The sequence below is a fragment of the Crocosphaera sp. genome, assembly GCF_030064895.1.
GTDB lineage: Bacteria > Cyanobacteriota > Cyanobacteriia > Cyanobacteriales > Microcystaceae > Crocosphaera.
In genome coordinates this window covers 1-18,247 of record NZ_JASJEB010000079.1, presented here as the reverse complement: position 1 = coordinate 18,247, position 18,247 = coordinate 1, and the positions used below count along the sequence as shown (strand labels likewise).

Genomic DNA, 18,247 nt, shown 5'->3' with positions numbered 1-18,247 from the left:
CATTGAACATTGAACATTTTAGTTTCAAGCCTACTTCCAAACGAATGATAAATGATAAATGATAAATGAAATGAAAGAAAAGGTAGAGTTTTTTGCTTTTTACTTCTACCTTTTTACTTCTAAATTTTAGTCTCTATTCCCTCAAAAATTAGAGAAAATTAAGCACTGATGACACTGCCTAAAGCGCGTCCCATATTCGCAGGGTTCATGGCATCAACGGCTGCTGTAGGTTCATAACCACAATGTACCATACAGTCGGCACATTTAGGGTTTCCACTAGCACGACCATAGTTTTCCCATTGGGTTTCTTCCATTAATTCGTTGAAGGTTTGATAATGTCCTTCATTGAGAAGATAACAGGGTTTTTGCCATCCTAAAACGCTATAACTAGGACTTCCCCAAGGGGTACATTCATAGTCTTTTTCTCCTAAGAGAAAATCTAAAAAGAGGGGATTATGGTTGAAGTTCCATTTCTTTTTACCTAACTTCCAAGGCATTAAAATTTCTCGGAATAACTTTTTAGTTTCTTCCCGTTTTAAGAAGTTATCTTGATCCGGGGCCCACTCATAACTATAGCCAGGAGAAATCATCATTCCATCGGTTCCCAAAGTGTCTAAGAAATCAAAAAATTCCTGCATTTCTTTGGGGTCGGTTCCTTCAAAAACGGTGGTGTTTGTAGTTACCCGAAAACCTTTGGCTTTGGCTGCTTTTATTCCTGCGATCGCTTTATCAAAAACTCCTTTGCGATCAACACATTTATCATGATGTTCTTTCAATCCATCTAAATGCACACTGAAGCAAAAATAAGGGGAGGGTTCAAACTTATGTAAACTCTTTTCTAAGAGAATGGCGTTGGTACAAAGATAGACAAATTTTTTCCTTTCTACTAACCCTTTAACAATCTCATCAATTTGAGGATGCAGTAAGGGTTCACCACCAGGAATAGATACCACCGGCGCACCACATTCTTCTACTGCGTTAAAGCATTCTTCGGGGGTTAGATTACGGGCTAAAATATCTGTAGGATGTTGAATTTTTCCGCATCCAGAACAGGCTAAATTGCAACGGAATAAGGGTTCTAGCATCAATACTAGAGGGAAGCGTTTACGACCCTTGAAACGTTGACTTATGATATAAGTCCCTACGCTGAGAGCTTGTTTTAATTGAACGGCCATAGATTTCTCTTCACACCATGTAATTTTTTGTTATTATAGTCTTTCTATTGGGTTATCTGTGGAATTTAAGAAAATTTCTCTAGTTGAAAATCTTTTTGATACATTCATAATATTTACTAATTCTCTAAAATGTATTATATTTGTATTCTTGATAATCTGTTTTTGAGCCACAATTCCTAAAAAAAGTAACTAATTATACAAAAAAACGATAAAACTATCTTAAATCTTAAGAAATAATTGCAAATTATATTCATTAAGCAACGAGATAATCAGGAGTCTAGACCATGCTACTTTTTTATGTTATTATGGGTAACAGTCAGGATATTATGGGGAAGGTGTGGGCTATGTAATAAGGCTGGCCTGATCTATTGAAATAATTTTTACTATATTAATAAGCGATCGCTAATGAACTGATTTTTGCACTATTTAAAACAAAAAAATATCAATCGCTTATTTAAACTTGGTCGTAGTGACCACCAATAGCGAAAATATAGATATAGTTATCATCAAACTTATAAATTAATCTATCTTTTTGAGATAATCTTCTTGACCAAAAACCACTAAGATTATGTTTTAAGGGTTCAGGTTTTCCTGTGCCAACAGTAGGCTCTCCTCTTAACATCTCTTTAAGTAATTTACAAAGATTTGTATGTAGTTTTTTGTCTTTTTGTCTTAATTCCTCATAAGCTAACCATGTTTTTCCTTCAAATACTAATGATCTCATCTAATTCTTCATCCGTTGGTGAGTAACCTTTTCTCTTGTTATGAGTTATGGCTGAATCAGCAATTTGTTGCATTAAACTACTATTTTGTAGGACATAAAGGGTTTCTTGTTGTTGTTCCCAGTCTTCAGCACTAATAACAATAAAATCTTGTCCATTATTTCCCTTGACTTTAAGGGGGAGATGTTTGCTAATTACTTGTTCGATAAACTGTTTTATATTGGCTTGAAATTGATTAACATTTACAGAATTCATTTGTTAATCTCTCATGGGGATTATTTCTTTTTATTATACCCTTTTTATTAGTGATCAGCTATCGGTGATTAGGTGTTCAATAACTAGCAAATTTATGTAACAAATGCTTGCTTTATATTGACTTGACATAGTATTCTATACATAGTGGAAAATGGTGCGTCCTATACTGTGATTTAAAATGAATGCAATCGATGTAGATGAAGCAAGAAAGCAACTTTTACAGTTATTAACGAGAGTAGAAAAAGGTGAAGAGATTATTATTGTTAATGAAGGAAAACCTGTAGCTTTACTAACTGCTTATCCTAACTCTCAACAAAGCGATCGCATTCCTGGACGTTTACGAGGTCAATGTACTGTTCCCGATAATTTTTATCAAACAGATGAAGAATTAATATCTTTGTTTGAAGGAGTAGAAGATTGAGATTTTTGTTAGATACTCACTGTTGGTTATGGTGGTTGTTTGAACCAGAAAAATTAAGTGATACAGCACAAGCAACTATTAGAAATAAGAATAATCAACTTTATCTATCTGTTGCAAGTATTTGGGAAATTGGCATAAAAGTTAAAATAGGTAAGTTAAATATATCACAACCATTAGAGATTTTTATTCCTCAACAAATGCAAGCTGATGGGTTAGAAGCTTTATTAATTACACCAAATCATGCAATAAAAGCTGCTAATCTTCCTTTACATCATAAAGATCCTTTTGATCAGCCTTTTGATAGAAAAAACGCGGTGAGGATAAACAGGGATATAAGATAAGTTACGGCGACTGTAACGAATGGCAAGTTTTCTGGCAAGGATAAAAATATATTCTTCGTATATATCAATATTCCAGTTTTTGATTAATTGCGGCAATATTTCTGGACTGCCGATGTTTTCTAATGCTTTTACTGCATTCTCTTTAACGTCACTATCAGAGTCACTCAAAGCTTCAATTAAGGGCTTAACTGCTGTTTCACTGCCTATTTTTCCTAATGCTTTTGCTGCATTGCTTCTAGCGTCACTATCAGAGTCACTCAAAGCTTCAATTAGTGCATTAACTGCTGTTTCACTGCCTATTTTTCCTAATGCTTCTGCTGCATTGCTTCTAACGTCACTATCAGAGTCACTCAAAGCTTCAATTAGTGCATTAACTACTGCTTCACTGCCTATTTTTCCTAATGCTTCTGCTGCATTCTTTTTAACGTCACTATCAGAGTCACTCAAAGCTTCAATTAATGAGTTAACTGCTGTTTCACTACCTATTTTTCCCAATGAAATAAGCACCGATGTAATAAACTCTACATCTGGATACTTTAGCCAAAACTTAGAAGTATCATCAATTATACCCTGTACTAAAGCGTCATTTTGAGTTTCATTGTTTACTTTATTAAAACATTCCGCTAAACAAGAACCAGATAATAATAACATTGTCTTGAATATATCATCTTTGTCTTGGCGCAGTTTCTTTAATAAAGGGATGGGATTTTTTAACAAACCTGCCACTAATATAATGGTTTCGTGCCAATCATATTCCCAAAAATGAGCTTGAATCAATTTTAATCCTTGTTTTTCATTTTTTTCTATTTTTTCTTGTAAATAAGAAGCAGTGAAATACTCTTGAAAAGTACGATGTAAAAATAAATATTGATTACCTTCTGCTGATAGGTTTTGAATTATTCCATCTTCTTCTGTTAATTCTTTAATTAAATCTGTTGCTGTTTTTGGTTTAAACTCTCTCTTATCTGTGTTGTTTAAATATTGATCAATTTTACTAGATAATTCCTTCCCAGAAAAAACTTCTTGATTTTGACAACTAAACTCATAAGCTAAATATTCTAATAAACTCAGTTTAGCAATAACCCAACCTTCGTCTGATAACTTTCTTTGATTATCCTTTGACCATTGACTTAAAATATAGTTAACTGCTTTTTGATAAACTTGTGTCCGTCGTGCAGGTAAAATTAAACCTTTGCTTTGATATAAACTACATAATAAGGATAATAATAAGGGATTTTGTGCTAAACCTTGTATTTGGGGTTTATTTTTTAACTCATTAATTAACCCATCTGCGGAAACTGTCTCATCTTCTATTTTTCCTGCTGCATGATTAAACCAAGTTTTGATATATTCTGCTGTTTTTTCATCATCAAAAGGAACAATTTCAACCTCTTTACCTCCATCAATAAAGTTTCCTGCATATCCCACAATACGAGACGTACAAATAAGCTGACAAGGATAGTTTTTGACAAATCTATTTATTTTTTTAGTTAAGGATATTCTCTCATTTTTCGGTACTTCATCCAACGCATCCAATAACAATAAACATTTTCCTTGTTTTAGCTTTTCTTTTAAATAGTATTCAATTTGATTAATAATTTCTGGATAGTCTTTTCTAAGAATGTTGGGAATAATATCAATAATTTCGCCTTCTTCTATTGCTAATTCTGATAAACGAATGAATAAGGGAAAAACTAGATAATCAATTGACTTATTTTCTATATTTTCTAATTCTTCTTGAACTTTGATAACAGTTTCATTTTTTAATAAGGTGGATTTTCCCATACCTGGATCAGCAAGTACCATGATTTTTTTATGCTCTTTTTTTGCTTCTTCCCAGTGAACTTTAACTGTTTTAGTTTCTTCTATTATTCCCTTAGTAGCATAAGCATCTTTTGAATCTAAATCAAAGATACCATAATTCCTAATAGTTTCAATTTCATGGGTAAACCGTCTTTCTAATGTAACTTGAATAGGAATATATTGATCTAGTAATTTAACTGGTTTCTGAGTATGAAACAGTTTTAAATCTTGATATTTTTCTTGTATTTGTTGTAAAAATTGACGATAGAAATTTTGTAATTCTTGTGGAGTTAGATTAGGTTCTTGCTTTCAGTCAGGTGTAGTGCCATAATAGTTTTTTGTCGACATATCAAAAGTTTGCTGAATATTAGCATTAGGCCCAGTAGAAGTAACACTACCGTGACCTGTTTGCTTGATATTATTTATTATTTGTCTTGCTTCTGGATTTTCTTGTATCATTTTACCTAATTTTTCGAGTTCTTTTTTTATTTCATCATCACTATTAGCTATTTCCTTAATAACCTCTGCTTCCATAACCTCTTGTGAGTTACTACTATCTTCTAACTTAGCTACCTTATCAGGAAACTTACTCTGTATTAACTTTAAGACGTTATTAGCTTGATTTAAACCAATATCAACCAACTTATCACTGGTTTTTGCAACTATTTTTTTACCCGCTTTATCCAAGGTTTGAGTTTTCAAAAGTGTCAAGAAAGCTGTTATACCGCTAGTGAATAATTCCATATTCATCCCAATATCGAATATTTAGGATAAGTATAGCATAATCTTAATGATGACGAAAAATATAGCAGAAATTTTTAGGCGATCGCTAAACATTCAAAAAATATTAATCATCTTAATATCAATATAAGATAATTGATAATAACTTATAACAACAAGCAGGATGCTTGTGTTATATTTTAAATAATTAGTTTTCTATCAAAATATTATCCCGTTCAAATTGATTTTCAAAATCATCAACAGGGTTTTCTCTAATTTCTATTTCATCTTGAATAGGATCAATATCAGTTGGTGAAGTTGGCAATTTTTCCTGAACACTAGGAATTTCCTCTTCTTCAATTACTGGATTCATTCCTTGATTAACTTTTTGAATTTGTGCTAGAAAATGTCCTTGATTATGATTAAGAGAACGAGCTAAAATTAACCCTTCTTGGAAAGCAAATAAAGCAGGTTCATATTGCTCGTTTTCTAGATAAATCTCCCCAATTTTGTCATAAGCTTTCATCAAACCGTAATAATTATAAGATAATTGTTCCACTTGAATTAAGCGTTGATAAATCTCTAAAGCATACTCCTCTTGTTCGTATTCGGTGTATAAACTAGCCAATTTTGTTAATGCGTTGGCTGCCGAACCAAACTGTTGTAAAGACCAAGCTAAAGCATAAGCTTCTTGATAATTTTGACTAGCTAATTCTGGTTGATCTAATGCTTGATAATCTTGACCAATTTCGATTTTTAAAGGAGGGACAAGCTCAATGTTTTGACTAGCAAGATAACTATCTACTAATCTTTGTTTAATATTCACTGAATTATTGGGTTGTAAAGAAGCAGTATAAATTTCCGCTAATGCTTGTAAATATAAACCTTCTTCGTAAGTATTTTGTTCTAGTTCTGCTATGTTTAATAACTCCTCATAAATAACGGCCGCCCTGGGATAATCAAACTTAGCTAAATAGAGTCTTCCTAATCCTTGTAATGCTTCTTTTTCCGTAAAAGGAGTATCATTTTCCCTAGCATAGTCTAAAACTTTTAGATAAACAATAATCGAATTATCCAAACTATGTAACTTAGCGTAAGCATTAGCTAAAGCAATCAAAAATTTTGGACTTAGAGGATCTTCTTGTTCCGATAATTCTTGTAATTCAACTATTCTCTGACTAATAATTTGTACATCTTCAGTCCTAGTTTTATTCCAAGCAACTTCCCCAACTCTTCCTAAAGCATTAACTTCTTCTATTCTTCCTAAAACTCTTCTTAATCTTAATTCTCGATACCAAATTTCAAAAGCAAGATTATCATTACCAGCATTTGATTCTTCTTGTGCTTTTTGGTTTAATTTATCTAGTTCTCTTCTCAATCTTTTTTGTTCCAATGGAGTCAAAGGACGAGGAACAGGAGGAAGTAAAGGATCATCTAAAGGTAATTCCAAAGGGTTTAATTCTAGTTCCGGTAGGGATAAAGCACTATGATTAAACCGTACAAAATCACCAGCATAAACAATAACAGTTAGAATAACTAAAACAGAAAACTTATTAATAGAATTACGAAAATAAAACATAATTTTCCTCACCAAAATTTAAATTAAGAGTCAACTTAACCCATAACTGTTCACCGAACACTCATCTAAGGTAACATTTGAAGGAGAAATATGTTACCCGGATATTAACGTGAGGAAAATTGTTAATCTGATCCTAGCTTTAACCGTCATCATCGGTTTATCTGCTTGCAGTACAATGCCCCAAATTCAAGCAGAAGAAAGACTATTTCCCCCCATTAGCCTAGAATTTCTAGATAAATACGAAATACCAACCCAAACTTTCCAGGAAACTCCCATAGGTGGATTATCAGCCATTACTTACCATAAACAAAAAGATCGCTTCTATGCCTTATCTGACGATCGCTCCCAACTATCTCCTGCTCGATTTTATACCCTGAAAATAGATATTTCCAGCAATAACGAGCAAATTGCCAAAATACAAGGAGTAACGGTGGAAAATGTCACCACTCTCCAAAACGAAATAGGACAAAATTACTCATCCCAAACCATCGATCCAGAAGGCATTTCCTTGTCTCCTAGAGGCACTGTATTTATTTCTAGTGAGGGAATACCTAAAGACGAAATTAACCCCTTTATCGGCGAATTTAACTCGACTACAGGACAACTTCAAGAGCAGATACCTCTCCCAAAAAGATATCTCATAGCCACAGATACCGACAGTGAACCCAGAGGAGTAGAAGAAAATTTAGGCTTTGAACCCTTAACCATCAGTTCCACCAGTACCCTCAAAGATGACCCCTTTCGCCTTTTCACAGCAACCGAAAGTTCATTGAAACAGGACACCTCCACAACCCCTCCCCTCAACATTCCTGTGCGTCTCCTGCACTATGTGATTAGTCCCGTGGGTTCTCCGGTCATAGTTGCCGAACATTTATACTTATTAGATGAAACCCCCAAAGGTGCGGTTTCTAATGGGTTAACAGAATTACTCGCTTTGCCCAAGGAAGGTTCTTGGTTAAGTTTAGAGCGAACCTTTGGAGTGTTTGGTTTTGGGGCAAAATTATTTCAAGTAGTTAATAGTGGTGCCTCTGATACATCAACTACTCTCAGTTTTCAAGAGGGAACAAATAACACTAACCCCCTCAGAAAAAAGCTATTATTAGACTTAGAAACCTTGGACATTGAGTTAGATAACTTAGAAGGAATGACCCTCGGACCAAGATTAGCAGATGGAAGTAAAACCCTATTTTTAATCAGTGATGATAACTTTAATGCCGAGCAAACCACTCAACTGTTATTATTTAAACTAAGTTAAGAAATGAAATTTACCCAGGATTCCTCCATCTTGTACATACTAAAAGAACAACTAAAAAAATTACCCATTTTTTAGTTTGGGAACTTTCATTGGAACTAACAATCAATAAAAAATATCAGCCCTATCTATGTCTAATATATCACCTTCCCGTAACGAAAGTGAGATATTAGAGAAATATGTGGGAATACTAATCTCAGACATCGTAAAACGGCACAAAACTTAAGATGTTATCATCCACCTCCTTCTCTCAACCCGCTACTTCACACCGTCGTATTGTTATTGGTGACGTTCATGGTCATTATGATGCTCTGAATCTTCTTTTAGAAGCGGTTGCCCCCAACTCAAAAGATCAAGTTTATTTTTTGGGGGACTTAATCGATCGCGGTCCCCAGAGTTCTCAAGTGGTAGAATTCGTGATCAAAAATAAGTACCACTGTATTCTAGGAAACCACGAACATATGCTACTGGAAACCATTGGGAAAGGGGATGTTAATACTCATCAACTGCAAGGATGGCTTTATGGAGGGGGTTACTCCACCCTAGTCAGCTACGACCATCATATCCCTCAAGAGCATATAGACTGGATGAAAGCTTTGCCCACCTATTTAGATTTAGGGGATGTCTGGTTAGTGCATGGAGGGATCGATCCCAATATGCCTTTGGAAGAGCAAACCGCACAACAGTTTTGTTGGGTAAGGGACGATTTTCATGCCATGGAGAAACCCTATTTTGAGGATAAACTGGTGATTATCGGTCATACTATTACCTTTACCTTTCCTGGGGTGTTAGCAGGTAAATTAGTTGCCGGAGAAGGATGGTTAGATATTGATACCGGTGCTTACCATAACCAAAGTGGTTGGTTAACCGCATTAGATTTGAACACAGAAACAGTTTATCAAGTCCATCGTAAACATCATACCAAGCGCATTTTACCCCTAATTGAAGCAGTAGTTAAAATTGACCCTTGTGTGGTCAGAGCAAAGCGATCTAGACTAAGAGTATCCTGAATATAAATCTTAAAATTTCCCTAATAGTGAAAAAATCGGTGATTGATCCATAGACACTAAGGTTAGAATGAAAAAGCTATCTTAACTTGAGTTGTTTTTGTCGGATTCTTCAACAGAAAATAAAACAAGTTGGGATGCTTCGCCACAACCTAATATGGCATAATAATAAATTGTCCGAAACTGTAATTTATATGAAAGTCACCCAGGAAAAACTACCCGATAGTCAAATTGGCCTAGAAATTGAAATTCCCGCCGAAACTGGCAAAAAAGCCTATGAAACCGAGGTTAAAACCTTAGCCCGTACCGCCAATATTCCTGGGTTTCGTAAAGGAAAAGTTCCTCGTCCCATTCTGCTGCAACGGTTAGGAAACCGCTATATTAAAGGGGTTACTTTAGAAAAGTTAGTCCAAACAAACGTAGAAAAAGCCTTAAAACAAGAATCAATTGAATCCATCGGTCAACCTGTCTTACGCACTGGTTTAGAGGAACTGGTGGACAAATTTAAACCAGGGGAAGCGTTAACATTCTCTGTTGCCGTAGATGTCCCTCCCACCATAGAATTGGGAGATTATCAAAGCCTTTCTGTCAAAGCAGAAGAAACCGTCTATGATCCTCAACAGTTAGAAGACTGGTTGAAAGAAAGACAAGAACAATTAGCCACCCTCGTTCCCGTCGAAGATCGTGGTGCCGAGATGGGAGATGTTGCTATTGTAGATTATAAAGGTGTATCTACCTCTGAAGGTTCCGAAGAGGGAGAAGCGATCGAAGGAGTAGAAGGTACAGACTTGGAGGTTGATCTCGCACCAGGAAAGTTTATTGAAGGGATGGTAGAAGGTATTGTGGGTATGAAACCCGAAGAAACCAAGGAATTACCCCTAACTTTTCCTGATGATTATCCGAGAGAAGATTTAGCAGGAAAACCAGTCACATTTACCATTACTGTCAAAGAATTAAAAGCCAAAGAATTACCGGAATTAGACGATGATTTTGCTGATGAAGTGAGTGACGAGTACGAAACCATTGCTGAATTAAGAGAGTCCTTAGAAAAGCAATTTAAAGAGTCAGCAGAAAACGAAACTAAACAGAGTGTTCATAATGCCATTCTTTCAGAATTAAGTGAAATCTCTACAGCAGACCTTCCTGATACTTTAGTGCAAGATGAAGTGACTAAAGTTCTGACGCAAACGGCGATGCAACTCGAACAAATGGGAATCGATTTAGCACAATACTTCACTCAAGAAAACTTACCGAAAATACGGGAAAATTCTCGCCCTGAAGCTGTAGAAAAATTGAAAAAAGCTCTAATTCTACAAGAAATTGCCAAAGCAGAGTCTATTACTTTAGAAGAGGCAGAAATAGAAGAAAGAAGTAATGAAATTAAGAAGCAATTGGAAGGACAAGAAGTTGATCCTGATAAATTACGAACAGTAGTAGAAGAAGAATTAATTACCGAAAAAACTCTCGATTGGTTACAAGAAAAATCTACGGTGGAATTAGTTCCTAAAGGAAGCTTAGAAGAAGAAAATAAAGCTGAGTCTGAAACAGAAGAAACAGCATCGGAACAAACAATAGATGTAGAGGTAGAAGAACAAGAATAATTACTGAAAACTCTTCTTGATACTCCCTGTGGTTTTAACTACAGGGAGTCTAAATTTTTCTATTTTGTTAGTAAGGCTTAATGTTAGGATAAAATTAAAATATAGATTAAATTAGATTGAATAATTATTGATGACTACCACACCTATTTTACCCTTAAGTCTTGAAGAATTTCTCAAGAAAACTAATATTGATGAATCTCCTGCGTGGGAATATATTAATGGAGATTTAAGACAAAAACCTATGCCTCAAACCCATCATAGTCGATTACAATTAAAATTAGCCAGTGCCATAGAGTTAGTCGCTGAAACCAGTCAAGTTGCTCTTGCTTTTCCTGAATTACGCTGTACTTTTGGCGTTCGTTCTGTGGTTCCTGATATTGCAGTTGTGTATTGGGATAAAATACCCTTAAATAATGCAGGAGAACCAGAAAATAGTGCTATTTTTTTCGCACCTGACTGGACAATAGAAATTCTTTCTCCGAATCAAAAATCAACCAAAGTTATTGATAATATTTTATACTGTTTAGAACATGGTAGTCAGTTAGGTTGGTTAATTGATCCCGATGAAAAATCAATTTTGGTCTTCCAACCTCAACAAACTCCTAAAATTTATAAAGCTGATCTATCTAATAATGAAACACCTCAAGAAACTTTACCTATCTTAGATAAAATAGAATTAGATTTAACAGCGAATAAAATTTTTAGCTGGTTACAAATGAAAGTAAAATAATTAATTATGATTGATTACAACAAAATTATTGCCACTGAATTATCTTTACAACAGCAACAAGTTAAACATTCTCTTGAGTTATTAATGGAAGGTGCAACGGTTCCTTTTATTGCACGTTATCGTAAGGAAAAAACAGGATCACTAGACGAAACTCAATTAAGAGATATTTGGGAACGTTATAATTATTTAAGCGAGTTAGAGAAGCGCAAAGAAACGATTTTAGAAGCGATTAAAAATCAAGATAAATTAACAGATAAATTACAAAAAAAGATAGAATTTTGTTTATTAAAAACAGAACTAGAAGATTTATATTTACCCTATAAACCTAAACGACGTACTAAAGCGACTATAGCAAGAGAAAAAGGTTTAGAAGGTTTAGCAAAATCGATAAAATCTCTCAATGTTCCTAATGCAAAAACCCAATCTTTAGAAGAAATAGCAGAAGATTATATTTCAGAAGAAAAAGGAGTTAAAAATCTTGAACAAGCATTGCAAGGTGCATCAGATATTTTAGCTGAAGAAGTAGCCGAAAAAGCTAATTTACGAGCTTACTTAAGAGACTATTTGATGAAAGAAAGTGTTTTTATTTCTAGTATCAAAAAAGATTATCCCGAGGGCAGTACCAAATATGAAATGTATCGTAATTTTCAAGCTAGTGTAACTAAAATAGCTCCTCATAATGTTTTAGCTTTGTTTAGAGGAGAGGCAGAAAAAATAATTTCTCTTAGGATTGATTTTGATGAAAACTATATTACTACTTATTTAGAAAACAAAGAAATAATAGCAAAAAATAAGTCTATACAAGCTTTTTATAAATCAATGCTTAAAGACTCATTTAACAGATTAATTAAACCTTCTTTACTCAGAGAAGTGAGGGCAGATAGAAAAAATTGGGCTGATCTTGAATCAATCAAAACCTTTGAAATTAACTTAAGAGAATTACTATTATCTCCCCCCGCAGGTATGCAACCAACTTTAGCTATTGATCCAGGTTTTCGTACTGGTTGTAAAGTCGCTATTTTATCAGAAACAGGACAATTCTTAGAGTATCAAGCTATCTTTCCTCATAGTGGAGAAACTAAACAAAAAGAAGCCAAAAATAGTTTAATAAATTTAATAAAAAAACATAAAATAGAATTAATAGCCATTGGAAATGGTACCGCTTCTCGGGAAACAGATCAATTTGTTGGCGAAGTAATTAAACCATTAGAAAATAAACCCATAAAAGTTATTGTAAATGAGTCAGGTGCGTCTATTTATTCAGCAAGTGATCTAGCAAGAGAAGAGTTTCCAAACTTAGATATTACTGTCAGAGGTGCCATTAGTATTGGTAGAAGATTACAAGATCCCTTAGCAGAATTAGTGAAAATTGATCCTAAATCCATTGGTGTGGGACAATATCAACACGATGTAGAGCAAAAACTCTTAAAAAAGAATCTAGAAGAAACAGTAGAAAGTTGTGTTAATTATGTGGGTGTTGATCTCAATACTGCATCTAAACAACTATTAACCTTTGTGTCAGGAATAACCCCAACTATTGCTAATAATATTGTTAGTTATCGGGATAAAAATGGCATATTTAAAAATAGAAAAGAACTGTTAAAAGTTGCCAAACTAGGTCCCAAAGCTTATGAACAAGCAGCAGGTTTCTTAAGAATTAGAGGCGGAAAAAATCCCTTAGATAATACCGCAGTTCATCCTGAAAGTTATAACTTGGTAGAAACAATTATCAAACAATTAGGAGTTTCTTTATCTGAGCTAAATAACATTAGTTCTCGTTTAAAATCTTTGGATTTAAACACCTTTGTAACCGATACCATTGGTTTACCAACCTTAGAAGATGTTATTGCAGAATTAGAAAAACCAGGACGAGATCCTAGAGAAGAATTTAAGTATGCAACCTTCAAAGAAGGGGTAACAGAAATTAGTGATTTAACCGAAGGAATGATCCTAGAAGGTGTTATTACCAATGTAGTAAAATTTGGTGCATTCATTGATATTGGAGTACATCAAGACGGGTTAATTCATATCTCTCAACTTGCTAATTATTTTGTTAACGATACCAACGAAGTTGTCAAAGTAGGAGAAGTTGTCAAAGTGAAAGTATTAGAAATAGATGAAAAATTAAAACGGGTTAGTTTATCAATGAAAGAAGTATAATTAATTGCGATCGCTTATAATATTATTGTTTAATTTCAGCAACTTGACTTATATAGCGATCTGTAATGATATGTGAGAAGAAACAATATATCATGACATAATAGTATTATTTCCCTATGAATAAGTCCTTGTAGGAGTTTAAAACTGTTAAACCCTGATCCTAACTAATTTTCTGACCACTGAAACCTCAATACTACTCGGATAAGTTGAAAAAGTTGATGAAATAGGGAGTATGGGGAGTGTGGGAGGTGTGGGAGATTTGGGGAGAATTAAGCAATATATAATGTTTTCTCTTCCCTCCCTTCCCCATCCCTGTCTCAACAGATAATTTTATTAACCGAGCAGTATTGACTGAAACCTGATTGTTATATCTCCAATTATTATGTATTATTTTGATTATGAATAAATTAAGAAAAATCTTATCTTTTAGTGGTTGGCGATTAATTTTTTTAAGTTTATTGATTCTAATTTTAATAGGAATTCCTTTTAAAAATGTAGCTCAAAATTCTTCCTTGGAAATGCTACAAAAATCTCCGATTATTGTCGATGGTAATGTATTATTTAAAGTTGGTTCTTTACCCAACTTTAGTGCAGAACAAAGAGCCGAAATTATCAATATAGCTTTAGCAGAAGAAGTCATTTCTTCTGAACCAATAAAAATAGTTATTGTTCAAGATTTACAACAAACAGTTATTCGTAATAAAACCACAGATCGTCATTTATTAAGCGTAACAGAAGTAGATGTTATCGAAGGAATCAATAGTTTTGAACAAGCTACTATTTGGAAAAATCACTTAACTCAAGCTTTAGAAAGAGGTCAATTTGAACGAAGTTCAGGGTATGTTAGTCAAGCTATTTTATTAAGTTTAGGAATTATTTTACTAACAATTATTATACATGGTGTATTAATTTATTTAGGTATTTGGGGAGAAAAAAGATGGTTTCGTGATTGGAACAGAAACTCGGCTAATTTTTATTTAAGTAAAGCATTAATAAAATCATGTTGGCGCATTTTTCTCTTACTTAGTCCACTAATTTTATGGTTTAGTGGAATTCTTCATATTTCTTCTTTATTTCCTCAAGCTAGAAGTCAAGTTTATCAAATAAGAATGTTGTTAGTAGAACCAATCTTTAGTTTCGGACAAAAAAGTTATTCTGCGCTGCAATTACTCTTGCTTTTAGCTTTGACTGTAAGTTTATGGTTCTTAGTTAAAGGGTTAGTTTTCTTAATTAAATCCTATTTGTTAAGTCGTTTAGGAGCAAATCGAAATATTCAAGAAGTTGTAGGAACATTAACCCAATACGTCTTACTATTTTTAGGATTAATTATTTTATTGCAACTGTGGGGATTGGATCTCAGTGCATTAGCTATCATTGCTAGTGTTTTAGGGGTAGGAATTGGTTTTGGACTACAAAATATTGCTAATAATTTTATCAGTGGTTTAATTATCATTTTAGAAAGACCAATTCAAGTAGGAGATTTTATTAAATTAGGGGATTTAGTGGGAACAGTTCAAAGTGTTGGTGCGAGAAGTACCCAGATCAAAACTTGGGATGGTGTTTCGATTATTGTTCCTAATTCCCGTTTTTTGGAAAGTGAAGTAATTAATTGGTCCCACGGAGATTCAACTTCAGCTATTCGTCTTCCTATTGGAGTTGCTTATGGTTCAGATATTAAACTGGTTAGAGTTGCGTTATTAAAAGCAGCAAGAGAACATAAAGAGATATTAGTTACCCCCCGACCCAAAGTTTTATTTCAAGAGTTTGGAGAAAGTTCTTTAAACTTTGAATTAAGAGTGTGGTTATTAGAACCTAGACATCAATTTCGTATTAAAAGTGAACTCAATTATGCTATAGAAAAAAACTTGCGTGATTATGGGATTGAAATTCCATTTCCTCAACGGGACCTTAATCTAAAATCATCTCATTTTAAACATTTGATTGCCAATATATTACCAACCCCCGATGTAACAAATTCTCCTCAATCAAAATCTGATCAAGAAGTTGACCAATATTTAATAAGTTCTCTTAATGACTATGAATTAGACCCCTTAGAAGACCGATTAACAGACAACGAAATTAACGCATTAGTCAAACAAATGCGTTCTGATAATGGTATTAGTATCGAAGACCGTCGTTATCGTCTCAATATTTATCCAACTTGTTTTATTGGTTCAGAAGCTGTTAATTGGTTCGTTAAACATTATAACTATACCAGAGAAGAAGCTATTGAATTAGGTCAAATTTTAGTGGAAAGAGGAATCATTCATCATGTATTAGAGCAACATCCCTTTAAAGATAGTTATTTGTTCTATCGTTTTTGTGATGATGAAAAGTAGGGATTTGCGATTAAACCCCAAACATGATATAATATGGAACGTTAAAGCAAGGCTTCTAAAGTTGCCCCTACAACTCGATGGTCTTCATCCTCTCGCAATTGCACCAATGCAGCTTTGGCTTGAGGAGTATCAAAATAGCCCAAAACTCTAGCAACCTGCTTTCTAATGGCTACTATGTCACTGCTGCATAGGTCAAGCAGTACATTTATGGCCTCTGGTTCCAGTGAAGTTCCCTTTAAGTTTTGCAAATAAGAGATTGAAGCTAATTTGACCGTTAGATCATCCCCTTCCAGTCCCCATAAGGAAAGCTTGAGAAAGTCATCTGGAGAAGCCATTTCAGCTAAAGCTGCAAATATACTTTGCCTCAGTAACCAATGAGATTCTTTTCTAAACAGTTCCACTAAATAGGGAATTGATTTTTCTCCATATTTAGACAAAGAATTAGCCGCTTCCGCTTTAACATTGGGATCTGCATCATTATCAATCAAACTGAGCAGTATGTCAAAACCCTCATCAGTCATTTTATACCCTAAACCCATGGCCACATAGGAACGAATCACAAACTCTTTGTCGTCTATTCTTTGTTTGAGTAAGGGGACAACCACATCTGCCGGGTAATTTCTTAACTCTATTATAGCTTTGATCCGATTTTGAGGATCGGTACTATCCAGGAACGTTTTGATCTCATTTATTTGCATGATTTTATAACTCTACCATTAGGGATTATGTTAAGTTGTATAACTTAATGTAAAGCATTGTTACAATTATAACGTTAAACTTTCTGTATTTTTAGTCAAGGGATGAAAAAACCTAATTTAATGAGTTAACATGAACTAATCAAAATGATTTCAGTGCAACAACAATTACAAGAGTTTCTCTTAACTGAGTTAAAGAATTTAGATAGATTGAAGTTTCCTACTCTTATATCAAAGGAAACTCCTATTTCCTTGTTCCGTTTACCTACAATTAAATCTATCACCTATCGTTGTGCGATCGCTTTTAAATTATACCCTGATTCTCCCTTCACTGTTGCAGAAAGCATTTTTAACACCCTCAAACAACCTTTAACAACACAACCAGACTTATGCTTAAATTTTACCGTCAAACTTCTTGATCAAGGTTGGTTAGACTTTACACTATGCGATCGCAGTTTATCACGTTGGTTACAATCTTGGGCAAACTTTTCCTATGCTCAGAAAAATTCTCCCTTAAAATCAACCAACCATGATAACTCCTGGATTATTCAGTACACCTATGCTCGTTGTTGTGCTTTACTACGACTAGGAGAACAAGAAGGACTGATAAAACTAAAAAATCCGCAATTTCACCCTTATACATGGTCATTGTTAACCCCTAGTCCCATTCCTTTTGTTAACTTACAATTAAACGAAATTGAGCGATCGCTTATTTCTCAAATCATCACCACAGTAGATCGTTTAGGCAATGATTCAAAAGTTAAGGAAATCAAATTAGCACTAAAATTAAGTGATTCCTTTCTCAACTTTGAACGTTACTGTCGCATTTTTGGAGAAATAAGCCGAAATAAACCACAATTATCCCAAGCAAGACTTGGTTTAGTTGCTATCACCCATATTTTGCTGCAAGGGTTATGGTTATCACAGATAGAACAACCACTTTGTAACAGACTGTAAAACAATGTAAGAAATCCAAAATAAATCTTAAGTAACATGACAAAAGATAAACCTTGCTATATATTTATATGTAGTGTGAGGAGCGAACCAGACAAGAGAACCGAGACGAAACACGGAAAGTCGTCGGTTCTCTTTCTGATCTGGGGGATAAAAGCTTTTAACTTTAAGGTCGGGCTAAGTCCCACGCTATAAACGAGGGGGAAGCATGGAACCCCAGGTGAGTACCCCCAAGGTTTTAGTGTGTGGATACAGCCCGACCAATATATTAACGTGGGACAGCACAACCTTGCTTAGAGCATTTATGTTACCACTTTATCATCTTTGTGCTAACATAATCTTATGACTCTAACCCTCAACTACTCGTACCGAATCTACCCTGATAGCAAACAAGAGGCAATATTGAACGAATGGCTGGAAATTTGTCGCCGTTCTTATAACTATGCTTTGCGGGAGCTTAAAGACTGGATTGCTTCGAGGAAGTGTCTAATAG

17 protein-coding genes are annotated in these 18,247 nt (G+C 34.2%); 10 read left to right on the top strand and 7 right to left on the bottom strand.

Annotated features, from left to right (window positions below; all coding sequences use genetic code 11):
• Nucleotides 1-158: 158 nt before the first annotated feature.
• The 3 genes from hpnH to QNJ66_RS16625 all read right to left on the bottom strand — a co-directional run bounded on the left by hpnH (nucleotide 159) and on the right by QNJ66_RS16625 (nucleotide 2,152).
• Nucleotides 159-1,175, bottom strand: coding sequence for an adenosyl-hopene transferase HpnH (gene hpnH, locus QNJ66_RS16635; protein WP_300508872.1), 1,017 nt, complete (start codon nucleotides 1,173-1,175; stop codon nucleotides 159-161).
• Between the two features lie 454 nt (nucleotides 1,176-1,629).
• Nucleotides 1,630-1,899, bottom strand: coding sequence for a Txe/YoeB family addiction module toxin (locus QNJ66_RS16630; protein ID WP_300508870.1), 270 nt, complete (start codon nucleotides 1,897-1,899; stop codon nucleotides 1,630-1,632).
• Entirely contained in the window at nucleotides 1,880-2,152 is a 273-nt protein-coding gene (locus QNJ66_RS16625; RefSeq protein ID WP_300508868.1) for a type II toxin-antitoxin system Phd/YefM family antitoxin, read from the bottom strand. Before QNJ66_RS16625 ends, QNJ66_RS16630 begins: the two co-directional genes overlap by 20 nt.
• Before the next feature lie 178 nt (nucleotides 2,153-2,330).
• On the opposite strand from QNJ66_RS16625, the gene QNJ66_RS16620 reads away from it, so the two are divergent.
• Both QNJ66_RS16620 and QNJ66_RS16615 read left to right on the top strand, forming a co-directional pair.
• Nucleotides 2,331-2,573: a type II toxin-antitoxin system prevent-host-death family antitoxin gene (locus tag QNJ66_RS16620; RefSeq protein WP_300508866.1), complete on the top strand. Its 243-nt coding sequence runs from the start codon at nucleotides 2,331-2,333 to the stop codon at nucleotides 2,571-2,573.
• Between the two features lie 5 nt (nucleotides 2,574-2,578).
• Nucleotides 2,579-2,914, top strand: a complete 336-nt coding sequence (locus QNJ66_RS16615) for a type II toxin-antitoxin system VapC family toxin (RefSeq protein WP_300508865.1) — start codon at nucleotides 2,579-2,581, stop codon at nucleotides 2,912-2,914.
• Here QNJ66_RS16615 and QNJ66_RS16610 read toward each other — a convergent pair.
• The 3 genes from QNJ66_RS16610 to QNJ66_RS16600 form a co-directional block, all read right to left on the bottom strand.
• Nucleotides 2,840-4,720: a HEAT repeat domain-containing protein gene (locus QNJ66_RS16610; RefSeq protein WP_300508863.1), complete on the bottom strand. Its 1,881-nt coding sequence runs from the start codon at nucleotides 4,718-4,720 to the stop codon at nucleotides 2,840-2,842. The two genes, QNJ66_RS16615 and QNJ66_RS16610, sit on opposite strands and share 75 nt — an antisense overlap.
• A gap of 306 nt (nucleotides 4,721-5,026) precedes the next feature.
• Nucleotides 5,027-5,461, bottom strand: coding sequence for a hypothetical protein (locus tag QNJ66_RS16605; RefSeq protein ID WP_300508861.1), 435 nt, complete (start codon nucleotides 5,459-5,461; stop codon nucleotides 5,027-5,029).
• A 184-nt stretch (nucleotides 5,462-5,645) separates the two neighbouring features.
• Entirely contained in the window at nucleotides 5,646-7,016 is a 1,371-nt protein-coding gene (locus QNJ66_RS16600; RefSeq protein WP_300508859.1) for a hypothetical protein, read from the bottom strand.
• 175 nt (nucleotides 7,017-7,191) lie between these two features.
• On the opposite strand from QNJ66_RS16600, the gene QNJ66_RS16595 reads away from it, so the two are divergent.
• The 6 genes from QNJ66_RS16595 (at nucleotide 7,192) to QNJ66_RS16570 (ending at nucleotide 16,105) form a co-directional block, all read left to right on the top strand.
• A complete protein-coding gene (locus tag QNJ66_RS16595) occupies nucleotides 7,192-8,271 on the top strand; it encodes an esterase-like activity of phytase family protein (protein WP_300508892.1) in 1,080 nt (359 codons plus the stop codon).
• A gap of 224 nt (nucleotides 8,272-8,495) precedes the next feature.
• Complete coding sequence (locus QNJ66_RS16590) at nucleotides 8,496-9,278, top strand: metallophosphoesterase family protein (RefSeq protein WP_300508857.1); 783 nt, start codon at nucleotides 8,496-8,498, stop codon at nucleotides 9,276-9,278.
• Between the two features lie 191 nt (nucleotides 9,279-9,469).
• Nucleotides 9,470-10,876, top strand: a complete 1,407-nt coding sequence (tig, locus tag QNJ66_RS16585; RefSeq protein ID WP_300508855.1) for a trigger factor — start codon at nucleotides 9,470-9,472, stop codon at nucleotides 10,874-10,876.
• 130 nt (nucleotides 10,877-11,006) lie between these two features.
• On the top strand, nucleotides 11,007-11,606 hold the full coding sequence (locus QNJ66_RS16580) for a Uma2 family endonuclease (RefSeq protein ID WP_300508853.1): 600 nt from the start codon (nucleotides 11,007-11,009) through the stop codon (nucleotides 11,604-11,606).
• A 6-nt stretch (nucleotides 11,607-11,612) separates the two neighbouring features.
• A complete protein-coding gene (locus QNJ66_RS16575) occupies nucleotides 11,613-13,766 on the top strand; it encodes a Tex family protein (protein WP_300508852.1) in 2,154 nt (717 codons plus the stop codon).
• Between the two features lie 398 nt (nucleotides 13,767-14,164).
• Nucleotides 14,165-16,105, top strand: coding sequence for a mechanosensitive ion channel domain-containing protein (locus QNJ66_RS16570; RefSeq protein ID WP_300508849.1), 1,941 nt, complete (start codon nucleotides 14,165-14,167; stop codon nucleotides 16,103-16,105).
• 41 nt (nucleotides 16,106-16,146) lie between these two features.
• On the opposite strand, the gene QNJ66_RS16565 is transcribed toward QNJ66_RS16570, so the two are convergent.
• Nucleotides 16,147-16,803: a HEAT repeat domain-containing protein gene (locus QNJ66_RS16565; RefSeq protein ID WP_300508847.1), complete on the bottom strand. Its 657-nt coding sequence runs from the start codon at nucleotides 16,801-16,803 to the stop codon at nucleotides 16,147-16,149.
• Between the two features lie 144 nt (nucleotides 16,804-16,947).
• Between QNJ66_RS16565 and QNJ66_RS16560 the strand changes: the two genes are divergently transcribed.
• Nucleotides 16,948-17,757, top strand: a complete 810-nt coding sequence (locus QNJ66_RS16560) for an arginyl-tRNA synthetase (protein WP_300508845.1) — start codon at nucleotides 16,948-16,950, stop codon at nucleotides 17,755-17,757.
• A gap of 339 nt (nucleotides 17,758-18,096) precedes the next feature.
• Nucleotides 18,097-18,247, top strand: a 151-nt coding sequence (locus QNJ66_RS16555) for a helix-turn-helix domain-containing protein (protein ID WP_300508890.1), incomplete at its 3' end; no start/stop codon positions are given.

What these genes read in the sequence shown, in the direction of transcription:
- hpnH (WP_300508872.1), bottom strand. Translation starts at nt 1,175, where the DNA reads ATGGCCGTTCAATTAAAACAAGCTCTCAGCGTAGGGACTTATATCATA.
- QNJ66_RS16580 (WP_300508853.1), top strand. Translation starts at nt 11,007, where the DNA reads ATGACTACCACACCTATTTTACCCTTAAGTCTTGAAGAATTTCTCAAG.
- QNJ66_RS16590 (WP_300508857.1), top strand. Translation starts at nt 8,496, where the DNA reads ATGTTATCATCCACCTCCTTCTCTCAACCCGCTACTTCACACCGTCGT.
- tig (WP_300508855.1), top strand. Translation starts at nt 9,470, where the DNA reads ATGAAAGTCACCCAGGAAAAACTACCCGATAGTCAAATTGGCCTAGAA.
- QNJ66_RS16595 (WP_300508892.1), top strand. Translation starts at nt 7,192, where the DNA reads ATGCCCCAAATTCAAGCAGAAGAAAGACTATTTCCCCCCATTAGCCTA.
- QNJ66_RS16570 (WP_300508849.1), top strand. Translation starts at nt 14,165, where the DNA reads ATGAATAAATTAAGAAAAATCTTATCTTTTAGTGGTTGGCGATTAATT.
- QNJ66_RS16605 (WP_300508861.1), bottom strand. Translation starts at nt 5,461, where the DNA reads ATGGAATTATTCACTAGCGGTATAACAGCTTTCTTGACACTTTTGAAA.
- QNJ66_RS16620 (WP_300508866.1), top strand. Translation starts at nt 2,331, where the DNA reads ATGAATGCAATCGATGTAGATGAAGCAAGAAAGCAACTTTTACAGTTA.
- QNJ66_RS16565 (WP_300508847.1), bottom strand. Translation starts at nt 16,803, where the DNA reads ATGCAAATAAATGAGATCAAAACGTTCCTGGATAGTACCGATCCTCAA.
- QNJ66_RS16625 (WP_300508868.1), bottom strand. Translation starts at nt 2,152, where the DNA reads ATGAATTCTGTAAATGTTAATCAATTTCAAGCCAATATAAAACAGTTT.
- QNJ66_RS16630 (WP_300508870.1), bottom strand. Translation starts at nt 1,899, where the DNA reads ATGAGATCATTAGTATTTGAAGGAAAAACATGGTTAGCTTATGAGGAA.
- QNJ66_RS16600 (WP_300508859.1), bottom strand. Translation starts at nt 7,016, where the DNA reads ATGTTTTATTTTCGTAATTCTATTAATAAGTTTTCTGTTTTAGTTATT.
- QNJ66_RS16560 (WP_300508845.1), top strand. Translation starts at nt 16,948, where the DNA reads ATGATTTCAGTGCAACAACAATTACAAGAGTTTCTCTTAACTGAGTTA.
- QNJ66_RS16610 (WP_300508863.1), bottom strand. Translation starts at nt 4,720, where the DNA reads ATGGTACTTGCTGATCCAGGTATGGGAAAATCCACCTTATTAAAAAAT.
- QNJ66_RS16575 (WP_300508852.1), top strand. Translation starts at nt 11,613, where the DNA reads ATGATTGATTACAACAAAATTATTGCCACTGAATTATCTTTACAACAG.